Genomic DNA, 20,581 nt, shown 5'->3' with positions numbered 1-20,581 from the left:
GGAATAATGTTGAGATAAGGCTGCCGGCACCTAAGTGCCGGCAGCCTTTTTCTTTGGCGTGCCGGATTCGGCAGGGTGATAGGTAGTCAAAATAGGCAAGGTCTATATGCCACACGTATTTTTCTTTAAAGACGCCGAAATTTTTTTTGGGATTGAATATGTCGAGATCATTTTATGACAGGGCTTGTTGCCGAAATGCTGGCAAGCCGGGAACGGGAAAACAACCGTTACGGTATACCCTCGGACGATATATTGGCGCAAATGTCATGGGATGCTTTGCTGGAATTAAGAAAGCAATATGACGGTGACAAGGAGGCGCAGAATCGGCTTGCACCTTTCGAGCACCGTGCTTATGCACGGGAAGCCGTCATGGCTGAGCCGATCCGGGCAGGTATTGGGCAGTCAATCATGATACCGCTCTATACCCTGGCAAAAGCCGCGGGTATTCAGTCTGGCCGCTCCGATCCATCCCTGAAAGAGATCATCCAGGGTTATGCCGGAGTAGGTGACGGATTGATATCTTTGGGACCTAAACCTTAACCGGCGATGTCGTCCCAATTGGCGGGCTTGGTAACGCGCTGGCCATCCGGGCATGTCCAGGTCCGCTGGTCAACGCTTGTGCAATGTTTGGCCTTCATCCATTTGTGCCACTTGTCATCGCTTTGGGCGGGGATGGCCACCCAGGTTACAAACAACAGCAGCAGGGCGACGGCACCAAGTCCTGCGAAGGCGTAGCCGAAGAGCTCCTTCATGCATGTACCTCCCGGATCGCCTGGTAAAGCTCGGCCAGGTTGCCGCGCCACAGCCATAGGCAACCGCAAAGCAGATACAGGCATAAGGAGGTGGGCCACTGCGCGGACCTCAGCATGGCTTCACTGTTGTCCAGGTGATAAAGCGTATAGACGCCGTCGACCGAGAACCAGCTATAGAACAAGGCCTCAGGAAGACGCAGCCAGTTGCGGGTGAGCAGGATGCGGACCGAGACCGGGGCGGTGAGATAGGTACAGGTGGCCATCAGCACACTGACGCCGACATCCCAGTCGCTGAGCTGGTAGTGGTAGGCGCCCCAGATCAGCCAGGCCAGGCCGGCGATGAGTGTGGCCAATTTCCAGGGGCGTAGGAGTTCGCGCATCAAGCTGGTGTGGTCAGGTTCAGGGAGAGAGGCTTGCCAAGTCGTTATAGCCTTCAGCTACACTTTGCCACGAGTTTTTCCGGTGCAGTGACATAGGGGTTGCCTTCTCCCTGCAAGCGCGCGATGCGCTTGTCCCGTTCACGCTCCCAGGCATCGACCGGATAGGTCTTGGACCAGGCACACATCAGTTGCTTGTCCTGCTTGCTGATCGCCAGCTGATAGCGGTCATGCATGTAGAAATAGACGCGGGCTACCCGACCGCGTACCTCCTCGCGCGGCTGGGCGCGTTTGAGCTTGAAGTCCACGACGGTCTTGCATTGGCCGTAGATGGGTTCCGGATTGCGCTCCCAGGCGCTATAGGGGAAGTTACTGCGATCGCCGTTCACTTCACCGATCGAGGGCACCAGATTGTTCAGGTCTCCCTCTGCCACCTGGTAGACCGGGTCGTTGCGCGAGCAGTTGTCGCGGCCGCCTTTTTGCCAGCATTGGCGCTGATGCCCGATCACCCAGGCTGGCACGACATGTTCCCATTCGATCCGGCTTGCGCGTTCGGCGTTCTTGCGCGGTTCGTAGCCGCAGGAGGCCAGATCGACCTTCTTGCCGCTGTAGTCGCAACCACAGTAGAACTCCTCCTGCAAGGTGCCGGTAAAGATGCCGGGTAGAACCTGCTTGGCACCGTTGAAGTCCCGGTGGCCCACTGCCCGTTTCCCCTGTACCAGCGGACGAGCACCTGCCGTGTTGTCATCAGCAGGTGAGGATGTTGACTCGCCATCGTCCTGATTGGCTTGCCCCTTGGCATTGGGTTGCTTGAGCAGCTTCTCCCCCAGTTTGGCCAATTCCTTGACGCCCTGGCTGTGGGCAAAATGTTCGAGGTCGCGGGCATCCTTGTCGGAGCAGGCAGTGAGGAAAAGGACGGATAGCAGCAGGAGGCGATACATGGGCAGCGAGAAAGGGAGAGGCAGCCCGCTTTGTACCAGTGCCGCGGCGTAAAGGGAATCCGTGATGGCTATCTCAGGCGCGAATTGCCGGCCAGAGCTGCTCGAGGCTACCCGCCGCCATCGCCGTGCGCAGCGCGGGGGCATCCGTCTTCTGGTTGCCGGTAAAGTGCCACTGTCGTGCCAGATGGATGGTTTGCGGCAACAAGGGTCGTGGCAGCAATTGGCGCAGGGCTGGCAGCAGTATCGCCAGTGCGGGTGGCGCATCGAACTGGGCGATCACATGGACGGCCTCGGGCAGGGTGTCGGTGCTCAACCAGACCAGCGTATTGCGAGCACCGAGCTGGCCGAAAGCATGCTCCACCTCGATCAGGCTCAGGCGTTCGCCACCGATTTTCACCACCTGATCGTGCCGGCCCAGAACATGGAGACCTTCTACATCCAGACGGCCCATGTCGCCGCTGCCGATCCAGGCGTCAAATGGACTAAGTTGCCCGTCTGCCTGCAGGGTTCCCAAGGCTGTCGAGCTGCCGTGGAACTGGATCTGCCCACTGGCATCGGTTGCGTCGCCCACGATCCGCAAGGTGATATCGCCTACCGGTTGTCCCACCAGGGTGATGGGTTCGCCGGATGCCTTCACTTCACGGCAGCAAAGGCGTGGCATGGCTTCGGCACAACCATAGTTGTTGTAGAAGCGGGCATTGGGAAACAGGGTGGTCAGCGCGTCGAACTGGGCCATCGGAAATGGCGCGCCTGCGAAATTCACTACCTGTACCATGGGCAATGGCGGCAGGCTATGGGCATGCTGGGTCAGCAGACGGGCTTGGTGACCGACCAGGCAAAGCTTGCTGGCTCCCCACTCCCTCAGGCGAGCGAGGCCCGGCGCCAGATCTGCAACCGGCCCCGGCAGTAGCAGCTCCCGTTGCATGAGTACGGCCCAGAACAGCTGGTTGACGCAGGCAAAGGAGTAGGCGAGCGGCAGCATGACCCCGCTTGATTTGACCGTGTCCAGCGATTGGGCCTGGTGGATCGCCCTGACGCCGGCGGTCAATCGTTCTGCACTGGTAACGATGGCCTTGGGTTCGCCGGTAGAACCGCTGGTCAGCAGGCCGAAGTAGGCCGTCGCCTCCGCCTTGGCAGGCTGGGCCGGCCACTCGATCTCCTGCCCATTGTAAAGCCCAAAGCCCGCATAGCGATTGCGCAGCACGGCCAACCTGGCCGGTGGTATCTGCGGCGGCAGCAGCAAGGGTAGGATACCCCGGTTCAGCGCATGGAGCAGGTTGGTGATGCTGGTGGCCCGGTTTTCCATCGGCCACAGGGCAATGCCACGTTCCGGTCCTTCGACGGTGGCGGTGAGTGGTAGCGTGGTCGACGCGGTGGCATCCGCTTCGCGCAGCTGCATGCCGTTTCCGGCCAATGCGGCCTGTATTGAACCTGGCAAGGTATCAGTAGCCCTGGTAGACAAAGCGTACGACCTCCCCCTGGGTCAGCAGAAGCAGGACAAGGCTGAGCACCAAAAGCAGGATACGGCCCCAGATGGGTGGTTTGCCCGGTGGCGGCGTCATCAGAACATTCCCAGGCTGACGATACGAAGATAAAGGCGCGGCGCGGAAATCCAACCTTCAGGATAGACGGTCAGGGCATAGCCCAAGCCGACATACAGCCAGGTTGCCAAGGTTGCACCGAAACGCCAACTGAGCTGGCGTCGCAGCTGCTGCAAGCCGGGACGGCGTTGCGCCCATTGCTGGTAACGGCTCAGCAGGACCAGGCCTATGCCGTGATGCAGGCCCCACAATACCCAGCCGGCGTTACCGCTGTGCCAGAGACCAATAGACAACATGGTCAGCAGCAAGGCCAAGGCGGGTTTGCGCCATCGACCCAGTGCGGGCAGGTAGACATAGTCGCGGGCAAAGCTCGACAGGCTGATATGCCAGGCGCGCCAGAACTCGGCCAGATTGGGCTTGAGCAGGGGGTAGCGGAAGTTCTCCATCAGACGGATGCCAAACAGGCGGGCAGTGCCGATGGCCATGTCCGAATAGCCGGAAAAATCCAGATAGGTCTGCAGGAAGCGCATGAGACAGCCGAGCAGCAGCAGGTACCAGGGCAGTGCCAGCGCCTGCTCCAGATTGAGCGAGGCCGGGGATAGCGCAAGGCTGCGGAACAGCATGTCGGAGAGCAGCAGCTTCTTGAAGCAACCGATCAGTATGCGTTCCATACCGCGCGAGAGATCGGACGACGACCATTGCAAGGAATCGAATTGCGGGACGAAGCTGCCAAAGCGTTCGATAGGGCCGGCGGCGTACATCGGGAAGAAGCAGATATAGGCGAGGTATTCTCGCCAGGCAGCATCGGCGAACTTTCCCCGGCTTGATTCGATGATGAAATGGATGTGCTTGAACGTGTAGTAGCTGATGCCCAGTGGTATCGCCCACGCCGCCCAACCCTGGTCGCGCAGCAGCGGTGCCAGGTATTTGAAGCCTGCCAGCGGTAGCAGTGTCAAGGCGATGGCGCCCCACATGCCGGGTCGGCTGGGCTTGCGCCGCAGGCGCACACTCCAGAGAAAGACCAGCAGCGTCAATAGCAGCATGCCCAGTACATAGGCCAGGGCGATTCTTGGAGAACTGCTGGTTGCAGCCAGCCAGAGCAGCCAGCCCAGGCTGGCCGTGCCGAGCCAGAGACTACGGGTCTGACCGCTGCTGCACCACCAGTAGATCAGTAGCGTCAACAGCAGGAAGGGCAGATAGGCCCCGGCCTGGTAGATCATGCAGGCTGCTCCGCCGCGATCTGCTGACGCAACCAGGTGGCCAGCGCCTTGGACCATCGCTCCCTGGCGGCAGGCGCCAGGTGCAGCTTGTCGGTGAAGTCATTGGCGGACAGCGCCACCTGGCCGTTGAGATCGATATAGCGATAACCCTGGGTCAGGGCGGACTGGCGCTGGATTTCGAGGTAGCGAGGCCACCAGGGGCCATACAGCACATTGACGTCGCCTCTGGCATGGGGTGTCTCCAGTACGTTCAGGCGTGCGCCTGCCTGACGGCAATGCTCGGCAAGCAGGCGTAGCAAATGTGGCAGGCGAGCGAGATTGTCACCCGCATGCTGTTGCATCTGCTGGCTGATCTGCTGCGCCTGCAGCGATTGTCGTTTGGCGTCACCTGGCGACACGCCATCGTAGTAGTAGCGCAAGGGCTTGATCGGCGGCGCACCGTACAGAACCTGCTGCAGGTGAGCGGGCAGGGCGACACGCAGCAAGCGGGTTGCCAGCTTGCGGCTGCCATCGATACGCAGCCAGGCGCGGGATGTGGCGTGCTGCCAAGTTGGTGGCTTCACCATGTCATCCGACAAGGCGTCGGCAAAGGGCAGGGGGTCGACCAGGAAGTCCCCGTCGTTCAGCCGGGCGGCAAAGTCGGCCTGGCCCAACTGTGACGGGCCGATGAATACCAGCACCCGTTGTCCTGGCCTTATCGGGGCCTGCGCCAGCAGGAACAGGCTCTCCAGTGGATTCTGCCCGCTGCTGGTCATATCCAGCACGGTAACGTGATCAAGCAGATCGCTCAGGGCAAGAGGAGGGAGTAGTGACTCCCGGGCGGCGGAGCTGCCCAGCATCAGTATCCGGGCGTCCTGGCGCTCTGCGCTGCGCGCCTTGTACAAGGCATGGGGGCTTGAATCGCGGGGGTCCAGCATATAGCGGGGCAGCGGTGTAAAGCGGCCGGGGTCGAACCACAGCCAGCCCTGTGCCAAGGGCCAGGCCAGCAGCAGGATTCCCGTAAAGCACCATGCCAGCACGATCTGCCAGTGGCGCCACGTCAGGGCGGGTTGCGCCGCTTCCTGCGGTCCCGCGCCCTTCGGCACGCCGGCTGGCTTAGCCGGTGCGGCGAGCGACATAGCCCACGATACGATCGACGGAGTCCCAGTACTCGAGCGTCAGGTCTTCGGCCGGTACCCGGATGCCGCATTGCTTTTCCACAAACATCACCAACTGGATCAGGTTCAGCGAGTCGATGATGCCGGCACTGAAGAGGGCGGTGTCGGACGATAGCTCGCCCGGTGCCAGGTAGGCCAAGGTTTCGATTTCCTGGCCGATCACCTTGCTGAGGGTAGTGTCCACGTCCCGCCTCTCCCGTCTTCCTGAAATGACATAGCCATTTACTACACCATAGCCGTGGCCTTGTATTGACAGAATATCCTTGCCAACCTTCGTTCTGTTGCAGCGAGGCCACGGTCTTACGGTCTGCTACGCTACAGCGAACGTTCGAACTGATGCAGGAGCTTGTGCAGGTCTTCGGCAACGACGGCCAATTCCTGCGCGCTGGCAGCCACCTGATCGATGCTTGCACCGTTCTGCTCGGTCAAGGCGGACATCCGTTCCATGCTGCCCGCCACCTCATGCGATGCCTGGGATTGCTGGTTCAATACCGATGCCACCTCATGCGCTGCCTGCGCCACCCCGGCTGTTGCCTGATCGATCTCACCCAGGCTATCGCGCGTTCCCGCTATGCGTGATTTGCCTTCCTCAACCGCCGTGGCGGCGTCATCCATCGACCGGAGTGCCGCCACGGTGCGGACTTGCACGTCACTGATCGTGCCCGAGATGGTGCGGGTACTCTCTGCCGTCCGCTCGGATAGCTTGCGGACCTCATCGGCCACTACGGCAAACCCTCTCCCTTGTTCTCCGGCCCGCGCGGCCTCGATGGCCGCATTCAAGGCGAGCAGATTGGTCTGCTCGGCAATGTCCTTGATGGTCTGGGTGACGGCACCGATCTGCGACACGGCCTGCTCCAGTTCCCCTATGGTATTGCGCGCGCCTTGCACCACCTCGAAAACCCGATCTGTTGCCCGTTGTGCTTCATCCATCTGCGCCACGCCCCGGCGCGTCACACTGCGCGCGGCATCCGCATGGGAAGCACCGCGATCGGTTGCGTCCGAAATCTCCCCGACGGCAACCGCCAGTTGTTCTAGGGCCGAGGCAACCGAAGCCACGCCATCCGCCTGCTGGTGCGAACGCTCAGTCAGGCCGGCAGTCTGCTTGCCCAGATCCTGCGCCTGCTTGCCAACCTGATCGGCGGCAGAGACCGCATCTGCCATGATTGCCCGCAAGTTCACGCGCATGGATTCAAGCCCAGTCAGCAGGTGATTGAATTCACGCAATCCCTGCGTGTTGACGTGTTGCTTGAAATTGCCTTCCGAGAGGTGCTGGATGGCCTCCAATGCCTGGGCGATGGGGCGTGCGGTTGCCTGCAGCGTGGCATAGTAAAGTGCGGCGGCGACCATCAGCAGCACCGGTGCGGTCAACCAGAGCGTGACGCTGAAGGCGTTCAAGGCCAGGGCCAGGATGACGGGCAGCGCCACGGCAGCAGCCAGCAGCCAGCCAAAACGCCAACGTGGTGGCGCTGGCGTAGCCGGGAAGGGCGACGTACCCGCATTGATCTGCTGGTAGAGCCGTTCGGCCTCGGCGACCTGGGCGGCGGTGGGTGCGCTCCGGACCGACATGTATCCGACCCGATGGCCATTCTCCGTAATCGGGGTGGCATAGGCCTCGACCCAGTAATGCCCACCGTCCTTGCAGCGGTTCTTGACCACAGCCTGCCAGGGGCGACCCGACTGGATGGTTTGCCACATATCGGCAAAGGCAGCCGATGGCATGCTGGGATGCCGGACAATGTTGTGCGGCTGCCCGATCAGCTCCTGTGCGGTAAAACCGCTGATCTCCACAAAAGCCGGATTGGCGTAGGTGATGTGGCTTTTCAGATCGGTCTTGGTGACAACCGGGCGCTTGGGATCAAGATGCCGCTGCGTATCGGTAATGGGCTGGTTGTTGCGCATGCTGGTTTCCTCCTGGCTGGCAATGTATTGCAGATCTGCATATCAGGTAGTTGCAGTCAAAGTGCCATGCACAGGCAGCACCAAGGTACACCGCTGCGTTGGCGGTGAAGTCTCGATGGTGCTGGTCTGGGTAGGCTTATCATGCCCCCGGATGCTTGTGCCCGGGGATCAATGCCCATCGGGTGGTGGAGCTGCCACCCGATGGGCACATAGAAGAGGTATAGCCGAGGTTGTTGGAAAGTCAGCAGTGATCAGGGAGGTTTTTGATCTGAAACAGACTTTTGCGCTGGATCTGCGTCTTGACGTGGGTGCGTTTCCTCAACGGCATATCAGTCGCCACCCGATGCCGTACGCAGCGAGCCGGAATCCCCAACCACCCAGGCAGTCAGGATATCGACCTGTGAAATGGCTGTCTGATGCATGCCGTCCATGCTGCGTTGCTCGTACCAGGAGAGGCCGCGGTCACGTGAACGATAAATGCCGTTTCCGACTATCCAGCGGTTATTGGCATCTGCAATCGACACACCTTTGAACGAACTGTAGGGGCGCAGTGGGGACGTGGACTGCCAACTGGCTTCGCCATTGGTGGTGCGAAGCAGGGTACCGGTCTCGCGCACAACCCAGATCAGGTTGCGATCCAGTGCGGTAATGCCGCTCAGGTTTGCCCGGGTTGCGACCCCTTGCTGTACCCAGCTTTGACCGCCATCGATGGTCTTGAGTAAGGTGCCATTGTCGCCAGTGATGAATGCCCTATGCCGGTCAATGGCAAGTGCACGCTTTAGATCAGCGGTTGTACCAGCCATCTGCCATAGGTAGTTAACACCACTGTCGATCATGTTGCTTGCGCCACTTGATACTCAGGTGTTGATGCTTAGACCTTTGCGGGCGGTAGCGTGGACGCTCTCTGAGGAGCGGGGGTGAGATCATGCCGGTGTAGTGTTGGTGATCCATCGCTTGATTTTGCCATCCAGCAGGTCCAGCGGCAGTGCGCCGCTGTTGAGGACCTGGTCGTGGAAGTCCGCCAGCGAGAAGCGTTCGCCCAGCTTGTTGCGGGCTTCGTCGCGCAGGGATTCGATCTTCATGCGGCCGACGGCGTAGCCCAGTGCCTGGCCGGGCCAGACCATATAGCGCTCGATCTGGGCGCGGGTGTCGTCCTCGGTGTCGCCGGTCTGGGCCATCCAGTACTCGATGGCCTGTTCGCGTGTCCAGCCCTTGGCGTGCATGCCGGTATCGACGACCAATCTCACTGCCCGCCACATGGCGGCCAGCAGGTGCCCCAGGTGGGCGTCGAGATCCTCGTACAACCCCATCTGGTAACCCAGCGTCTCGGCGTACAGGGCCCAGCCTTCCACATAGGCGTTGTAGCCTAGGTAGTAGCGCTGCAGGCGGCTGAGCGGTGCTTCCATCGTCAGCGCGATCTGGAAGTGGTGACCGGGCTGTCCTTCGTGCAGGAACAGCGACGTCATCTCTGTGGTCGGGTAGTCCTTGGCCGATTGAATCACAGCAAAGAACACGCCCGGTGTACCGGCCCCCTTGGGGCTCTGGTAGTGATCGCTGGCGGTTGCGCGGGTCAGCTCCGGTTCCGGACGGATCTCCAGTGGCGCCTTGGGCAGATGCTTGAACAAGGCCGGTAGTTGTGGCGCGATCTTGCGGTTGAGATCGGCGAAGGCCGCCAGTACGTCCTGTTCGGTCTTGAACGGTTTGATCGCCGCTTTTTGCTTATGCGCCACCACATAGGCCTGCAGGCTGCCGGTATGGCCCTCCTGCTGCTGCAGCCTGGCGATCTCACCCCGCAGCCTGGCCACCTCGCGCAGGCCGACGGCATGGATGTCTGCGGGCTTGAGCCGGGTGGTGGTCTGCAGCGCCACTTTGCTGGCGTACCAGGCCTGTCCGCCGGGGAGCGCACCGTAGCCGGTACTCTTGCGGCAGCGAGGCAGGTAATGGCGGGTGACGTAGTCGCTGAGCGCCAGCAGGGCGGGGCGGAGTTCCTGCTCGATCACCGCCCGGTACTGGGTGGTGAGCGCCGCCTTCTGGTCGGCGGGCCAGCCTGCCGGTAGGCGCAGGATCGGCTTGTAGTAGGGGTTATGGTCCAGGTCGGCCGTGGTCAGTTGCGCCAGCATGGGTTGCAGCCGCTCCATGATGATGGCGGGCTGGACGATGCCGCGTTTCACCCCTTCGCGCATATTGACGATGGCCTGCCTGCACCACGCCGGCAGTCGCTTGAGACGCGTCAGGTGACGGGTGTAGTCCTCGGCTGTCGCGAAGGGTGAGAGACCGTTGTCGGTCGCCAGCGCCAGGGTGAAGATGGGTTCATCGCCCATGTGTGCCAGCGGCAGCAGATGATCGGGAAAGCGGCTGTCCGCCAGTTCCTGCTCCAACGTGAACCGCAATTGCGCATGGCTGATCTGCTCGGCGTCGGTCAGATCCCTGGTATCGATGGTCTGCAGGGCACGATAGGTGGCTTGCCGGATGGCCTGTACCGCCCGGCGCTCGGCCGGGCCGATACTGATGACCAGGCTGGCTGCCTGATCTGGCGTGGCAATACCGAGGTAGCTGGCCCAGGTGGGGTTGGCGTCCATCATGGCGTCGAAATAGCGATCGCCAAGGTCGGCGAGCGCCTTGCCCGCTGTTGAGGACGCGGGTGCGGCATGCAGCGCTGGTGCGACGAGGGTGGCGGCGAGACCCGCCAGGAATTGGCGGCGATTCAGCGCGGCCTGCAAAAGATGGTTCATGGCGAGGGTACCCCGTTGCGTGGCTCGGTATGGCCACGGTCAGGGCGCCGAGCTTAGTCATGCCCTGTACTGCCGACAATCGTCCAAATGGGTGAAAGTGCCTATTTAAGCAAAGAGTGTTGGTTATCTGCCGCAGTAGCGAGGAGGGCGACGGCACGACGGCTGGCAAACCGGGAAGGCCGCTGCGAGCGGACGGATGATCACCTTGTCCCGGGCAAGCTGGAGTGCCATCCTGATCCGGCGGCTTGCCGCAGGATGAAACCCATTGATGCCCCCACGAGGACAGACCGGATGAAGACAAGGCACTTACTTTCCCTTTCGTTCCTGATGGCCGCCGGTGCCGCTTTCTCGGCTCCCGTCGTCTACGAGATAGACCCCGCCCATACCTACCCCAGTTTCGAGGCCGACCATATGGGGATATCGGTCTGGCGCGGCAAGTTCAACGGCAGTCGCGGCAAGGTGGTGCTGGACAAGGCGGCGGGCAGCGGGACGGTCGATATCCAGATCGATCCTGCCAGCGTGGACTTTGGTCACGAACAGATGAACAAGGTGGCAAAGGAAGCGGAGCTGCTCGACGTGGCCAAGTACCCGGAGGCCCGCTATCAGGGCAAGCTGGCGGGCTTTGCCAATGGCGCACCGACGCGTGTCGAGGGCGAGCTCACCCTGCATGGCGTCACCCGACCGGTGAACCTCACGATCCACCAATTCAAGTGCATCCCGCACCCCATGCTCAAGCGCGAGCTGTGCGGTGCCGATGCGACGGCGGTTTTCCAGCGTGACCAGTTTGGCATTGAGGCCGGCAAGCCCTATGGCTTCAAGATGGATGTGAACCTACGCATACAGGTGGAAGCGGTCGCTGCGGCAAATTGATGCGGACGAACGGCGGTGGCGCGAGGGGAACATCCGCCGCCGTCACGTTCTCTGAGCAGTTCCTTGACATCGCCCAGGGACCCGGGCGGCGATGGTCTTGTTCATAGCCATAACCATAATCCCCCCCCAGCCAAAGGAGAAAACCGTGATCCAGCCTTATTTGTTTTTCAGTGGCCGCTGTGAAGAGGCCATTGAGTTCTACCGCAAGGCCCTGAATGCCGACGTGCAGATGATGATGCGAATGGAGGAGAGCCCTGATGGCCCGCCGCCCAATATGCCGCCGGACTCGGGCAAGAAGATCATGCATGCCAGTTTGCTGGTCGGCGGCAGCGTGATCATGTTGTCGGACGGCATGTGTACCGGCGAGCCGGACTTCCAGGGCTTTTCGCTCTCCATCGCGCCTGCCGATGCTGCCGAGGCCAACCGCTACTTCAATGCCCTGACTGAGGGTGGCAAGGTCACCATGCCCTTGGGCGCAACCTTCTGGTCGCCATGCTTTGGCATGTTGACCGATCGTTTTGGTGTGTCCTGGATGGTGAATGTGCCGGGGCCGATGTAATCCGCTTTAAGCAGGTTGCGACGACCGGTTGCTGATGCTGACTCGTGGCTGCAACCGGGCGCACGCGACCCGCTGTGTCACCTGCTGGAACGGCGCACCGTTCCGCCTGGTTGCCTTGCCCTGACCGGGACTGATACACATACTGATCCATATGGTCATCGATACGGGGTGTATTGCCTCTCCGTTGGCCTTTGGAGCCACCATGCAGACCCTCCACCTTCTATCCCGACGGCGCGCTATCTGGCTGCGCCTGATCTCCCTGTTTGTCGCTAGCCTGGCTGCCGCTCAGGCCGCTGACCCGACTCCCGCTGCCAAGCCGGCCGTTCAGCGGGCCGAACTCTGGGGGACTGAGCAATTCGTCCTGCCCTCCAAGGCACTGGGGCGGGACATGCTGATCCAGGTGGCGAGGGCGGCCGCGCCGGACGCCAAACGGGTGCCGGTGGTGTACTTGCTCGACGGCAATATGGCGTTCGGCATTGCGGCCGATGCGGCCCTGATCACCTCTTTCAGCAGCGATACCGGCCCGGCCTATATCGTGGGTATCGGCTACCCGTCCCAGTTGGCCAAGGACTGGTTGATCAAGCGCAGCATGGACCTGGTGCACGTGGTCACGACGCACCCGGAGGCGGGCGGCATGCCGACCGGTGGTGGGGCGCTGTTCGAGCGCTTCCTGCGTGAGGAGCTCAAACCGGCGATCGAGGCCCGCTACCCGGTGGACCCGGCCAATGCCACGCTATTTGGCCACGCCTATGGTGGCCTGTTCGCGGCGCATATCCTGCTCAATGCACCCGCCAGTTTTCGCAACTACGTGATTGGCAGCCCCGCGCTCTGGGCCGAGCCTGCCTTGCTGGCTCAGGCGGGGCGTTTCAAGGGGAGTGGCAAGACCGCCGTGTTCCTGGCAGTGGGCGGGGCCGAGGATGCCGAGATGCTCAAGGATGCCAAGTCCCTGCTGACGGCCCTGACCCGGAAGGAGGCCGGCCTGAAAGTCGAATCCTTGATCATCAAGGGAGAAGGGCAAATGACCATGCTGCCGAGCTTCATTGGCAGGGCCTTACGCTGGGCGGTGCCGCCCGAGGCGGGCAAGGACGCACCGTGACGCTATTACGTATGGCCCAGGTGGCCGATATTCCGGCCATCTTTGATGTCCGCTACGCCGTGACTGAAAATACCCTGCAGCCCGGCCGTATTGACGACGCCGAGGTGGCGGATGCCATCACCCGCACGGGCCGTGGCTGGGTCGTGGAGGTAGACGGGCGTATCGTGGGTTTCTCGATCGGCAATGCGCAGACTGGCAGTATCTGGGCGCTGTTTGTCCATCCCGAGCATGCTGGGCGTGGTTATGGCCGCCAGTTGCATGAAGTGATGATCGAATGGTTATGGGCACAGGGGCTGGAGGCACTTTCGCTGTCGACAGGACCAGGTACGCGTGCCCAGGCCTTTTACGAACAGGCGGGTTGGCGGCAGAATGGGCTGACAGACAGCGGTGAAATACGGTTTGAACTCACCGCCCACCGCTGGTCCTGCCGGAGAAGCTCCTATGAATCTGCATGATCCCCTTGCACTGAACCCGACCACCTTGAGTGCCCTGGCTGCTTTCCCGCAGCAACTGGAGGCGCATTTCGCGGCCATTCCCGTGGCCTACCGTAACTGGGCGCCGGAGAGCTGGGAGGGGGTGCCGAGCGAGCCGTTCACGGCCATCGAGCAGGTCTGCCATGTTCGGGATATTGAGATCGAGGGCTACCATATACGTTTTGCCCGTACCCTCAACGAGGACAGGCCCTTGCTGGTCTCCATCGACAGCGTTGCCGTGACCCGGGAACGGGATTATCCGGCTGCCGACCTGGCGGCGGTCTTTAGCTCGTTCCGCCGTGCCCGTGCCGAGACGGTTACCTTGCTTGCCAGCCTGACACCGGCCCAATTGGCACGACCAGCCGCGTTCGAAGGCTACGGTGCACTGACACTGCGTAGCCTGGCGCACTATCTGTGCAGCCATGACCAGCAGCACCTGGCTGGCTTGCAATGGCTGCTGGGCAAGATCGAAGCGGCGCGAGGCGGGGTTTGAGCACGAATCGAGGTTTTCCCTTACTTTATTTGGGGGATGCGTTAGTCTGATGAATCAGGCAACCTGCGTTCCCGCCATTCCGTTTGCTCGCCATCGTCGTGTCGCAATGAAGCTGTTTTCGCTGCTATTCATGTCGCTCCCGCTCTCCCTTGCCGCCAAAGCGCCGGACGAGGTTCAGAACGGCCGCCTGCTCGAGGCGACGCAAATCCTGGCCAGCGTTACCCGGCAGCCGGTCCGGCCTTACGCCACCCATGATTTTGGCCGGGCTCGCAATCCCCAGGCACGTTCCGTCCTGCTTGCTACCGGCCAGGTGGTGCCCATGCTCAAGGCAGTTCGGGCGCGGCTGCCTGATGGTCTGATCGCCTTTGCCGGAACCAGCAACAGCCTCGCCCAGCCTTCGGTCAACGGTGTGGAACTGGTGGTGGCGGAAGGCAAGGATCAGTTTGACAGCCTGCGCATCGCCAGGACGTCCGCGCCCAACTACGACCAGAGTACCGAGGCGCTGATTGCCCAGCTACGGCATTGGCATGCGAGCTATGGCATAGATATCTGGCATGTGGAAAGCGATACGATCCAGCTCACCTTGCGCGCCTTACCCAAGGATGTGCCGGCCTTTGCCCGTGCGGTGTATGCCTTCTGCCCGGATACGGTGGACCAGGGGGTAGGGTCGGTCGATGCCTTGGCTACTTCTATCCGCCAGACGCGCGCGCTTTACCTTTGGTGGGATTGATTGTCCTGCCGCAGCAAGGGTAGCGGCTCGCCTTTGCGTTTGCAGATGATCAGCAAGGTTGCGACCAGCGCTGAGATATACGCGGTGAAAAACCTCGCATCCCTGCGAGCTCAATGCTGCACATAGGCAAATCGAACCCCCGCCAGCCCCAAGGTGAACCAGAAGGCGGTCCAGGCATGAACCGACGGCGAGATGAATGGATTCGCATCGCGACGGTGTTCCGCAATTGCCTGGGCCAATGCTGCCGACAATAGCGGGGCTACCAGCAGGTTGGCCACGCGCAGCCAGGGCTGGTGCAACAGGGTGCCAGGGAAGAAATACAGGCTGACGCCACCGGCCAAACCCCCGATGAACAGGAACACCATATAGCGCAGCCAGGAGCCTTCTTCCGGCCTGTCCTTACGGCCTTTGCTGAATTCAAACGGCAGTTCGATCAGTACCTGGGCGACGACTTCGATCAGGAACTGGGCGATCAGGATGAGGATTTCTTCCACTTGGGGTGACCGGACAGGCAGACCCACAGAGTGTGCCATGCCGGCCGGTTGCTTGCTGAGCAGGACGCTGACAATTGCGGATGACTGGCGGTATGCTCCTCCCCCATACCAAGAACGAATAGAGAGGAAACGCATGTCCCTCACACCCGTCGACGCCGACCGTGTGGTCGTCCGCCGCGCGAACCTGGACGACCTGACGGCGATCTGCATACTGGCCGATGAGATCAGCGAGCTGCACCACACCCATGCCCCGACGGTGTTTGCCGGCGGCAGCGGCCAGCAGCGCGACCGTGGGTTCTGGCAGGATGCCATCACCAACGAGACGGGCATCGTCCTGTTGGCAGAGACCGGTAGCCAGTTGCAGGGCTTTGTCACCGCCACGCTGAGCGAGAATCACGCGATTCCCTTTATCCTGCCGCGCCGGCTGTGCCGTATTGGCACCATCGTGGTGGCGCGGAGCGCGCAAAGGCAGGGCATAGGCGCGCAGTTGTTCAGCGAGGTGGAGGCCTGGTCCCGCGCCAGGGAGGCGGTCGAGATACGGTTGGAGGTATTCGACTTCAATCAGTCGGCCATCCGCTTCTACCAGGGGCAGCAGTTCGGGTTCCAGTCCCACATCATGTCCAAGCCGCTGGCCTAGTACGCGGCTGGCGGGCGGCAAAAACAAAAAAATACCGGAGGCCCATGCGGCACGAATCCCCCCTTCATACGTCGGCCCGACATGGCCTGATCGATGTGTTGCGCGGCTGGGCGGTCATCGCCGTGGTGCTGCTGCATCTGAATATCCGCGTCCCGTTCAAGGAGGCCGAGATCGCTGCCGGCCTCTCTCGCCGCGCGCTGAATTTTCTGTTCTCCAGCGGCTATCAGGGCGTGATCGTGTTCTTCGTGATCTCGGGCTTTCTAATCACCACGGTATCGCTGCAGCGCTGGGGTAGTCTGGATCGTATCTCGCGCTTTGACTTCTACCTGTTCCGCGTTGCTCGTCTTGCACCCTGCCTGTTGCTGTTCATCGTCGTGCAATCTGTCCTGCAAGGGATGGGTGTGCCGGCATTTTCGGCCGAGCAGGGCGATGGGCACCTGCTGCTGGCGATCGCCTCAGCGCTGACCTTTTGGCTCAACTGGGCCGAGGCGCTAGTGGGTTATCTGCCGGGTGCCTGGGATGTGCTGTGGTCGCTTTCGGTCGAGGAGGCCTTCTACCTGGGCTTTCCGCTCCTCTGCCTGCTGTTGCGCGGCCCCAAGCGGCTGATTGCCGGCTTGCTGGTGTTTGTGGTGCTGGGCCCATTCTCGCGCACGGTATTCAGCAGCAACGAGATCTGGATGGACCATGCCTATCTCTCGGGTATGGGCGAGATTGCCATGGGCTGCATCACGGCGGTGCTGGTCCACCGCTATGGCTATTGTGGCCGGCATGCCGGTTACCTGCTGGCAGTGGGGGCGGCCTTGATGGCCCTGGTGCTGTATTTCCGCGGCTGGGTATTCCAGCTGGGCCTGACCAAGGTGGGGCTCGACGTCACCACGCTGGCGTTGGGTACCGCGCTGGTGCTGGCGGCCTGTTATGGCCGGCCCGGCTGGAGCCGCTACGCCGCCTGGCCGGGGCCGAACCTGCTGCAATGGTTTGGCCGCCATAGCTATGAGATCTACTTGAGCCACATGTTTGTCGTCCTGCTGACTGTCCCTGTCTACCAGCAGGCCCAGTTACCCACGACCTGGCTGCTGCCGTTCTACCTTGCCAATGTGGCTGTCTGTGGCTTGCTGGGTCATGCGCTGGCGCGGTATTTCTCGACCCCGCTCAACCACTGGCTGCGGCAGTGCGTCCCGGCCTGGCGGCGGGGATGGACGCTCACTACTCAAGTGAGATAGAACCTGGACGGATTGAGTGCTACCGAGCACTTGCGATATGTTTGCAAGCCACCCCCAAGGACGCTACGCATGCTGAACAAGACCTTGCTGATGACTGCCGGCCTGCTGTTGTGCCTGGCGCTGCTGTATAGCGGGCTCGCCACGACAGATCGGGCAACCTGGCTGATGGAAGTCGCCCCGGTGCTGGTGGCGCTGCCACTGCTGGCGGCAACCCACCGCCGCTATCCGCTGACCCCCTTGCTGTATGCGCTGATCTTTATCCATGCGCTCATCCTCATCCTGGGCGGGCTCTATACCTATGCCAAGGTGCCGTTGGGCTTCTGGATGCAGGAGTACTTCGACCTGAGCCGCAACCCCTACGACAAGATCGGCCATTTTGCGCAGGGCTTTGTGCCAGCCCTGATCGCCCGCGAGATATTGCTGCACGGCGGGCATGTGGCCGGGCGGCGGATGGCGGGTTTTCTGTCGTTGTGCGTTGCCATGGCGATTAGTGCCTGGTACGAGCTGATCGAATGGGGGGCGGCGATCACGCTGGGGCAGGGTGCGGATGAATTTCTCGGCACCCAGGGCGACCCGTGGGATACCCAATCGGACATGGGCATGGCCATGCTGGGCGCGACGGTCGCGATCATCCTGTTTGCACGCTGGCAGGATAGCCAGATCGAGCGCTTGCCTTTGGCCCATCCGCCGTCGGGGAGATAGCGGACTTCCGGAGGTGTCGACGGGTGATCGCGCTGTACGCGCTGCCGGGCATTGTGCAATATGGCCTGAGGTAAACGGCCTGCGGATAGCGGCTGCCTGCAGGATGCAACCCTCACGCGGTAACGGGTCCCACCAGACTAGAAGAAAACCATGCAGATACGCTCCACCACCGAACAAGACTGGCAAGCCCTCAAGACCATACGCCTCGCCTCCTTGCAGGACGCGCCCCTCGCCTTTGGCATGAGCTACGAGGAGACGCTGCAGTTCAGCGATGCGCTCTGGCGTGAACGCGCGTCGCCACTTACCCAGCCCAACTTCTGGCTCGCCTGGGATGGTGACGAGGCCGTGGGCATTGTTGGTGGTGTCGAGACCCAAGGCGAATACCAGCTTATTTCCCTCTGGGTGGCACCTATGGCCCGCGGCAAGCGCGTGGCCGAACAACTGGTGCAAGCCGTGGCCGACAAGGCCCGTGCGTTGCGGCACCCGGAAGTGGTGTTGTCCGTTGCGCCGGAGAATGTCTCCGCGTGCAAGCTCTATACCCGCTTGGGGTTCCGTTTTCTGGACCATACCGAGGTGCTGGATAGCCACCCGGAGGTAACGGTGCAGAAGATGGTGTTGGTGCTGGTGTAACGTTGCGTTTGCTAGTTCTGGTCACGCCTCGCTAAATGGCGGTAGAGCGTGCTGCGATGGATCCCCAGTTGCTTTGCCGCACTGCTTACACACCCCTCGCAATCATTCAGTGCTGCGTCCATGGCGTCCTGGGTCAGGGTGGCCAGTGGCGCGGTCTGCGTGTCGCGGGCCTGCATCGCCGGTGGCAGGTCGCCCGCCGCTATCGTGGTACCGGGCTCGGCCAGTGCGATCAGGGTGCGCAGGGTGCTGACCAGCTCCCGTACATTACCGGGCCAACCGTAGTGCAGTAGTGCTTGCCGGGTAGTGGGTGCCAGTTGCAGGCGGGTGGCCGTGCCGCCGAGTTCGGCGAACAGGCGGTCGAGCAGGGTGGCCTTGTCTTCGCGGTGACGCAGGGGCGGGAGGATGACTTCGAACTCTCGCAGGCGAAACAGCAGATCGGCGCGGAACTGGCCGGTGGTGACGAGTTCGTTCAGGTCGCAATGGCTGGCACAGATCAGGTCGAAATCTACCTTCACCGTCTTGCCGCCGCCGAGCGGGGTGACGGTCTTGTCCTGTAGCACGCGCAGGAGGCGGGCTTGCAGACCCAGCGGCATGTCGCCGATCTCATCGAGGAACAACACGCCACCGGCCGCTTCTCGTACCCGGCCGGGCATGCCGCGTTTGCGTGCGCCGCTGAAGGCGCCTTCCTCGTAGCCGAACAGTTCGGATTCGATCAGGTTTTCCGGTAGTGCGGCGCAGTTCACCGCCACGAAGGGGCCATCCTGGCGTCGGCTGGCGCTGTGCAGGCGACGGGCGAAGACTTCCTTGCCGACGCCGGTCTCGCCGTGCAGCAGTACACCCAAGCCGGCGTTCAGGACGCGGATGGCCCTGGCCAGCAGCGGTGCCAGGGCGTCGCCCTCATTGGTCTGGCGTTGGGGTGGTGTCTGGCTGGACTGGAGGTTGCCCCAGCGGCCCACCAGCGGCAGGCCGGCGCGTTCGCTGAACGGTAGCAGGGTCTCGCCGCTGCGACGGGCGGGCAGGCTGTCGAACCAGTCTTCCAGCGCCGACCCGATCAGCCGCTCCCGGCTGATGCCCAGCAGGCGAAGGGCGTTGTCGTTGGCGCCGACGATACGGTCCTGATCGACGATCAGTACGGCCTCCCGATGGCTGCCCAGCATGGCGGCCTGGCGATGGAAGTGCAGGCGGGGCAGGGGGCCGGCGCTATCGAGCAGCAGGCGATGTTCGACCAGGGCCGCGGCAAGGCGGACCAGTGCCAGGGATTCGGCCGGGAGGCGGCCGGCCTCGCCCGATACATCGAGCACGCCAGCCAGGCTGCCATCCGGCCCGGTCAACGGGGTGGCGGCGCAACTGATGATGCGATTGTCAGCCAGATAGTGCTCGGCGCCGAACACGGCCACGGCACTACGTTCTGCCAGCGCGGTGCCGATGGCATTGGTGCCGCGGCCGGCTTCGGACCAGCTGCTGCCGGGCTTGAGTGCGAGTCGTTCGGCGCGGCTCAGAAAGGCGAGGTCGCCGGCGGCATCCAGGATCAGGCCGTCCGGGTCGGTCAGGATCACCATGCCACCCAGGCTGCGCATTTCCTCGGCCAGCGACTCCAGCGCGGGCTGGGCGGCGCGGCGTAGCTGCAGGTGTTGCTCGTGTCGTTCGCGCAACTGGTGCGGGGTGATGGCCTGTGCCATGTCGAGGTCGGGCTGCAGCACACGGCTGCGCTGCCAGGAGCGCAGGATCAGCTCGGGCACGACATCGGTCGGCAGGTCGCCCTGTTCGAAAAAGCGTTGGCGAGCCAGCGCCAGCAACTCGGTAGTGGCTTGGGGCACAACTGTCTCCTTTGTCCGCAGTGTCGCCCGCGAACCCGGCGCGACAAGGCTGTGTCGCAAACTGCGACAGCCCGGTCTGTTTATGTGGGTTCATTATGCGACTGCCAGCCGTGCCCAACGCAAGCGGAATATCGAAAGGTGGTGGATTTCCCAGCGGGATCAACGGTTTGGGTGGTCTTCGGTGGGTCGCCAGGGTGGGTGGCACGCTTGCTGCGATGGTGGGGTGGCGCATCCCCGCGCG

At 62.2% G+C, this 20,581-nt stretch carries 23 protein-coding genes; 11 read left to right on the top strand and 12 right to left on the bottom strand.

Features of this window, described 5'->3' with window-relative positions; all coding sequences use genetic code 11:
* Positions 1–174 precede the first annotated feature (174 nt).
* Positions 175–540 (top strand): hypothetical protein, encoded by a 366-nt coding sequence (locus ACYVHK_RS10295; RefSeq protein ID WP_460530899.1) that lies wholly within the window; start codon positions 175–177, stop codon positions 538–540.
* Here ACYVHK_RS10295 and ACYVHK_RS10290 read toward each other — a convergent pair.
* The 10 genes from ACYVHK_RS10290 to ACYVHK_RS10245 form a co-directional block, all read right to left on the bottom strand.
* Positions 537–752: a hypothetical protein gene (locus ACYVHK_RS10290; RefSeq protein WP_460530896.1), complete on the bottom strand. Its 216-nt coding sequence runs from the start codon at positions 750–752 to the stop codon at positions 537–539. The genes ACYVHK_RS10295 and ACYVHK_RS10290 overlap by 4 nt on opposite strands.
* Positions 749–1,132 (bottom strand): hypothetical protein, encoded by a 384-nt coding sequence (locus ACYVHK_RS10285; protein WP_460530893.1) that lies wholly within the window; start codon positions 1,130–1,132, stop codon positions 749–751. Before ACYVHK_RS10285 ends, ACYVHK_RS10290 begins: the two co-directional genes overlap by 4 nt.
* A 53-nt stretch (positions 1,133–1,185) precedes the next feature.
* A complete protein-coding gene (locus ACYVHK_RS10280) occupies positions 1,186–2,070 on the bottom strand; it encodes an HNH endonuclease family protein (protein ID WP_460530890.1) in 885 nt (294 codons plus the stop codon).
* A gap of 73 nt (positions 2,071–2,143) precedes the next feature.
* Positions 2,144–3,469 carry an AMP-binding protein gene (locus ACYVHK_RS10275; RefSeq protein WP_460530887.1) on the bottom strand — a complete coding sequence of 442 codons (1,326 nt, stop codon included), beginning with the start codon at positions 3,467–3,469 and terminating at the stop codon, positions 2,144–2,146.
* Positions 3,470–3,631: 162 nt separating this feature from the next.
* Positions 3,632–4,831 carry an MBOAT family O-acyltransferase gene (locus ACYVHK_RS10270; protein ID WP_460530884.1) on the bottom strand — a complete coding sequence of 400 codons (1,200 nt, stop codon included), beginning with the start codon at positions 4,829–4,831 and terminating at the stop codon, positions 3,632–3,634.
* Positions 4,828–5,949 carry a hypothetical protein gene (locus ACYVHK_RS10265; RefSeq protein ID WP_460530881.1) on the bottom strand — a complete coding sequence of 374 codons (1,122 nt, stop codon included), beginning with the start codon at positions 5,947–5,949 and terminating at the stop codon, positions 4,828–4,830. Before ACYVHK_RS10265 ends, ACYVHK_RS10270 begins: the two co-directional genes overlap by 4 nt.
* Positions 5,927–6,172: an acyl carrier protein gene (locus ACYVHK_RS10260; protein WP_460530878.1), complete on the bottom strand. Its 246-nt coding sequence runs from the start codon at positions 6,170–6,172 to the stop codon at positions 5,927–5,929. Before ACYVHK_RS10260 ends, ACYVHK_RS10265 begins: the two co-directional genes overlap by 23 nt.
* A gap of 131 nt (positions 6,173–6,303) precedes the next feature.
* Positions 6,304–7,887, bottom strand: a complete 1,584-nt coding sequence (locus ACYVHK_RS10255; protein ID WP_460530875.1) for a methyl-accepting chemotaxis protein — start codon at positions 7,885–7,887, stop codon at positions 6,304–6,306.
* A gap of 329 nt (positions 7,888–8,216) precedes the next feature.
* On the bottom strand, positions 8,217–8,723 hold the full coding sequence (locus ACYVHK_RS10250) for a WD40/YVTN/BNR-like repeat-containing protein (protein ID WP_460530872.1): 507 nt from the start codon (positions 8,721–8,723) through the stop codon (positions 8,217–8,219).
* Positions 8,724–8,810: 87 nt separating this feature from the next.
* Positions 8,811–10,619: a DUF885 domain-containing protein gene (locus tag ACYVHK_RS10245; protein ID WP_460530870.1), complete on the bottom strand. Its 1,809-nt coding sequence runs from the start codon at positions 10,617–10,619 to the stop codon at positions 8,811–8,813.
* Positions 10,620–10,910: 291 nt separating this feature from the next.
* Here ACYVHK_RS10245 and ACYVHK_RS10240 point away from each other — a divergent pair, with 291 nt between their 5' ends.
* From ACYVHK_RS10240 to ACYVHK_RS10215, 6 genes are all read left to right on the top strand, one after another.
* The gene (locus ACYVHK_RS10240) at positions 10,911–11,489 is read left to right on the top strand and encodes a YceI family protein (RefSeq protein ID WP_460530866.1); all 579 of its coding nucleotides are present in this window, start codon (positions 10,911–10,913) and stop codon (positions 11,487–11,489) included.
* Between the two features lie 145 nt (positions 11,490–11,634).
* Positions 11,635–12,048: a VOC family protein gene (locus ACYVHK_RS10235; protein ID WP_460530862.1), complete on the top strand. Its 414-nt coding sequence runs from the start codon at positions 11,635–11,637 to the stop codon at positions 12,046–12,048.
* Between the two features lie 202 nt (positions 12,049–12,250).
* Positions 12,251–13,144: an alpha/beta hydrolase gene (locus ACYVHK_RS10230; RefSeq protein ID WP_460530859.1), complete on the top strand. Its 894-nt coding sequence runs from the start codon at positions 12,251–12,253 to the stop codon at positions 13,142–13,144.
* On the top strand, positions 13,141–13,599 hold the full coding sequence (locus ACYVHK_RS10225) for a GNAT family N-acetyltransferase (protein ID WP_460530856.1): 459 nt from the start codon (positions 13,141–13,143) through the stop codon (positions 13,597–13,599). The genes ACYVHK_RS10230 and ACYVHK_RS10225 overlap by 4 nt, the downstream gene beginning before the upstream one ends.
* Positions 13,586–14,110 (top strand): DinB family protein, encoded by a 525-nt coding sequence (locus tag ACYVHK_RS10220; protein WP_460530853.1) that lies wholly within the window; start codon positions 13,586–13,588, stop codon positions 14,108–14,110. The genes ACYVHK_RS10225 and ACYVHK_RS10220 overlap by 14 nt, the downstream gene beginning before the upstream one ends.
* Before the next feature lie 49 nt (positions 14,111–14,159).
* Entirely contained in the window at positions 14,160–14,840 is a 681-nt protein-coding gene (locus tag ACYVHK_RS10215) for a DUF4253 domain-containing protein (RefSeq protein ID WP_460530850.1), read from the top strand.
* 110 nt (positions 14,841–14,950) lie between these two features.
* Here ACYVHK_RS10215 and ACYVHK_RS10210 read toward each other — a convergent pair whose 3' ends face one another.
* A complete protein-coding gene (locus ACYVHK_RS10210) occupies positions 14,951–15,373 on the bottom strand; it encodes a hypothetical protein (protein WP_460530846.1) in 423 nt (140 codons plus the stop codon).
* 94 nt (positions 15,374–15,467) lie between these two features.
* Here ACYVHK_RS10210 and ACYVHK_RS10205 point away from each other — a divergent pair, with 94 nt between their 5' ends.
* From ACYVHK_RS10205 to ACYVHK_RS10190, 4 genes are all read left to right on the top strand, one after another.
* Positions 15,468–15,971, top strand: a complete 504-nt coding sequence (locus ACYVHK_RS10205; RefSeq protein ID WP_460530843.1) for a GNAT family N-acetyltransferase — start codon at positions 15,468–15,470, stop codon at positions 15,969–15,971.
* Between the two features lie 44 nt (positions 15,972–16,015).
* Positions 16,016–17,191 (top strand): acyltransferase family protein, encoded by a 1,176-nt coding sequence (locus ACYVHK_RS10200; protein ID WP_460530840.1) that lies wholly within the window; start codon positions 16,016–16,018, stop codon positions 17,189–17,191.
* A 69-nt stretch (positions 17,192–17,260) separates the two neighbouring features.
* Positions 17,261–17,893 (top strand): DUF2238 domain-containing protein, encoded by a 633-nt coding sequence (locus ACYVHK_RS10195; RefSeq protein ID WP_460530837.1) that lies wholly within the window; start codon positions 17,261–17,263, stop codon positions 17,891–17,893.
* 150 nt (positions 17,894–18,043) lie between these two features.
* A complete protein-coding gene (locus tag ACYVHK_RS10190; protein ID WP_460530834.1) occupies positions 18,044–18,523 on the top strand; it encodes a GNAT family N-acetyltransferase in 480 nt (159 codons plus the stop codon).
* A gap of 11 nt (positions 18,524–18,534) precedes the next feature.
* Here the strand turns inward: ACYVHK_RS10190 and ACYVHK_RS10185 are convergent, their stop codons facing one another.
* On the bottom strand, positions 18,535–20,340 hold the full coding sequence (locus ACYVHK_RS10185) for a sigma-54-dependent Fis family transcriptional regulator (RefSeq protein ID WP_460530831.1): 1,806 nt from the start codon (positions 20,338–20,340) through the stop codon (positions 18,535–18,537).
* Positions 20,341–20,581 lie beyond the last annotated feature (241 nt).

Source organism: Chitinimonas naiadis, from assembly GCF_054780835.1.
The sequence above is the reverse complement of the archived record's forward strand: the minus strand, read 5'-3'. Positions and strand labels throughout refer to the sequence as shown.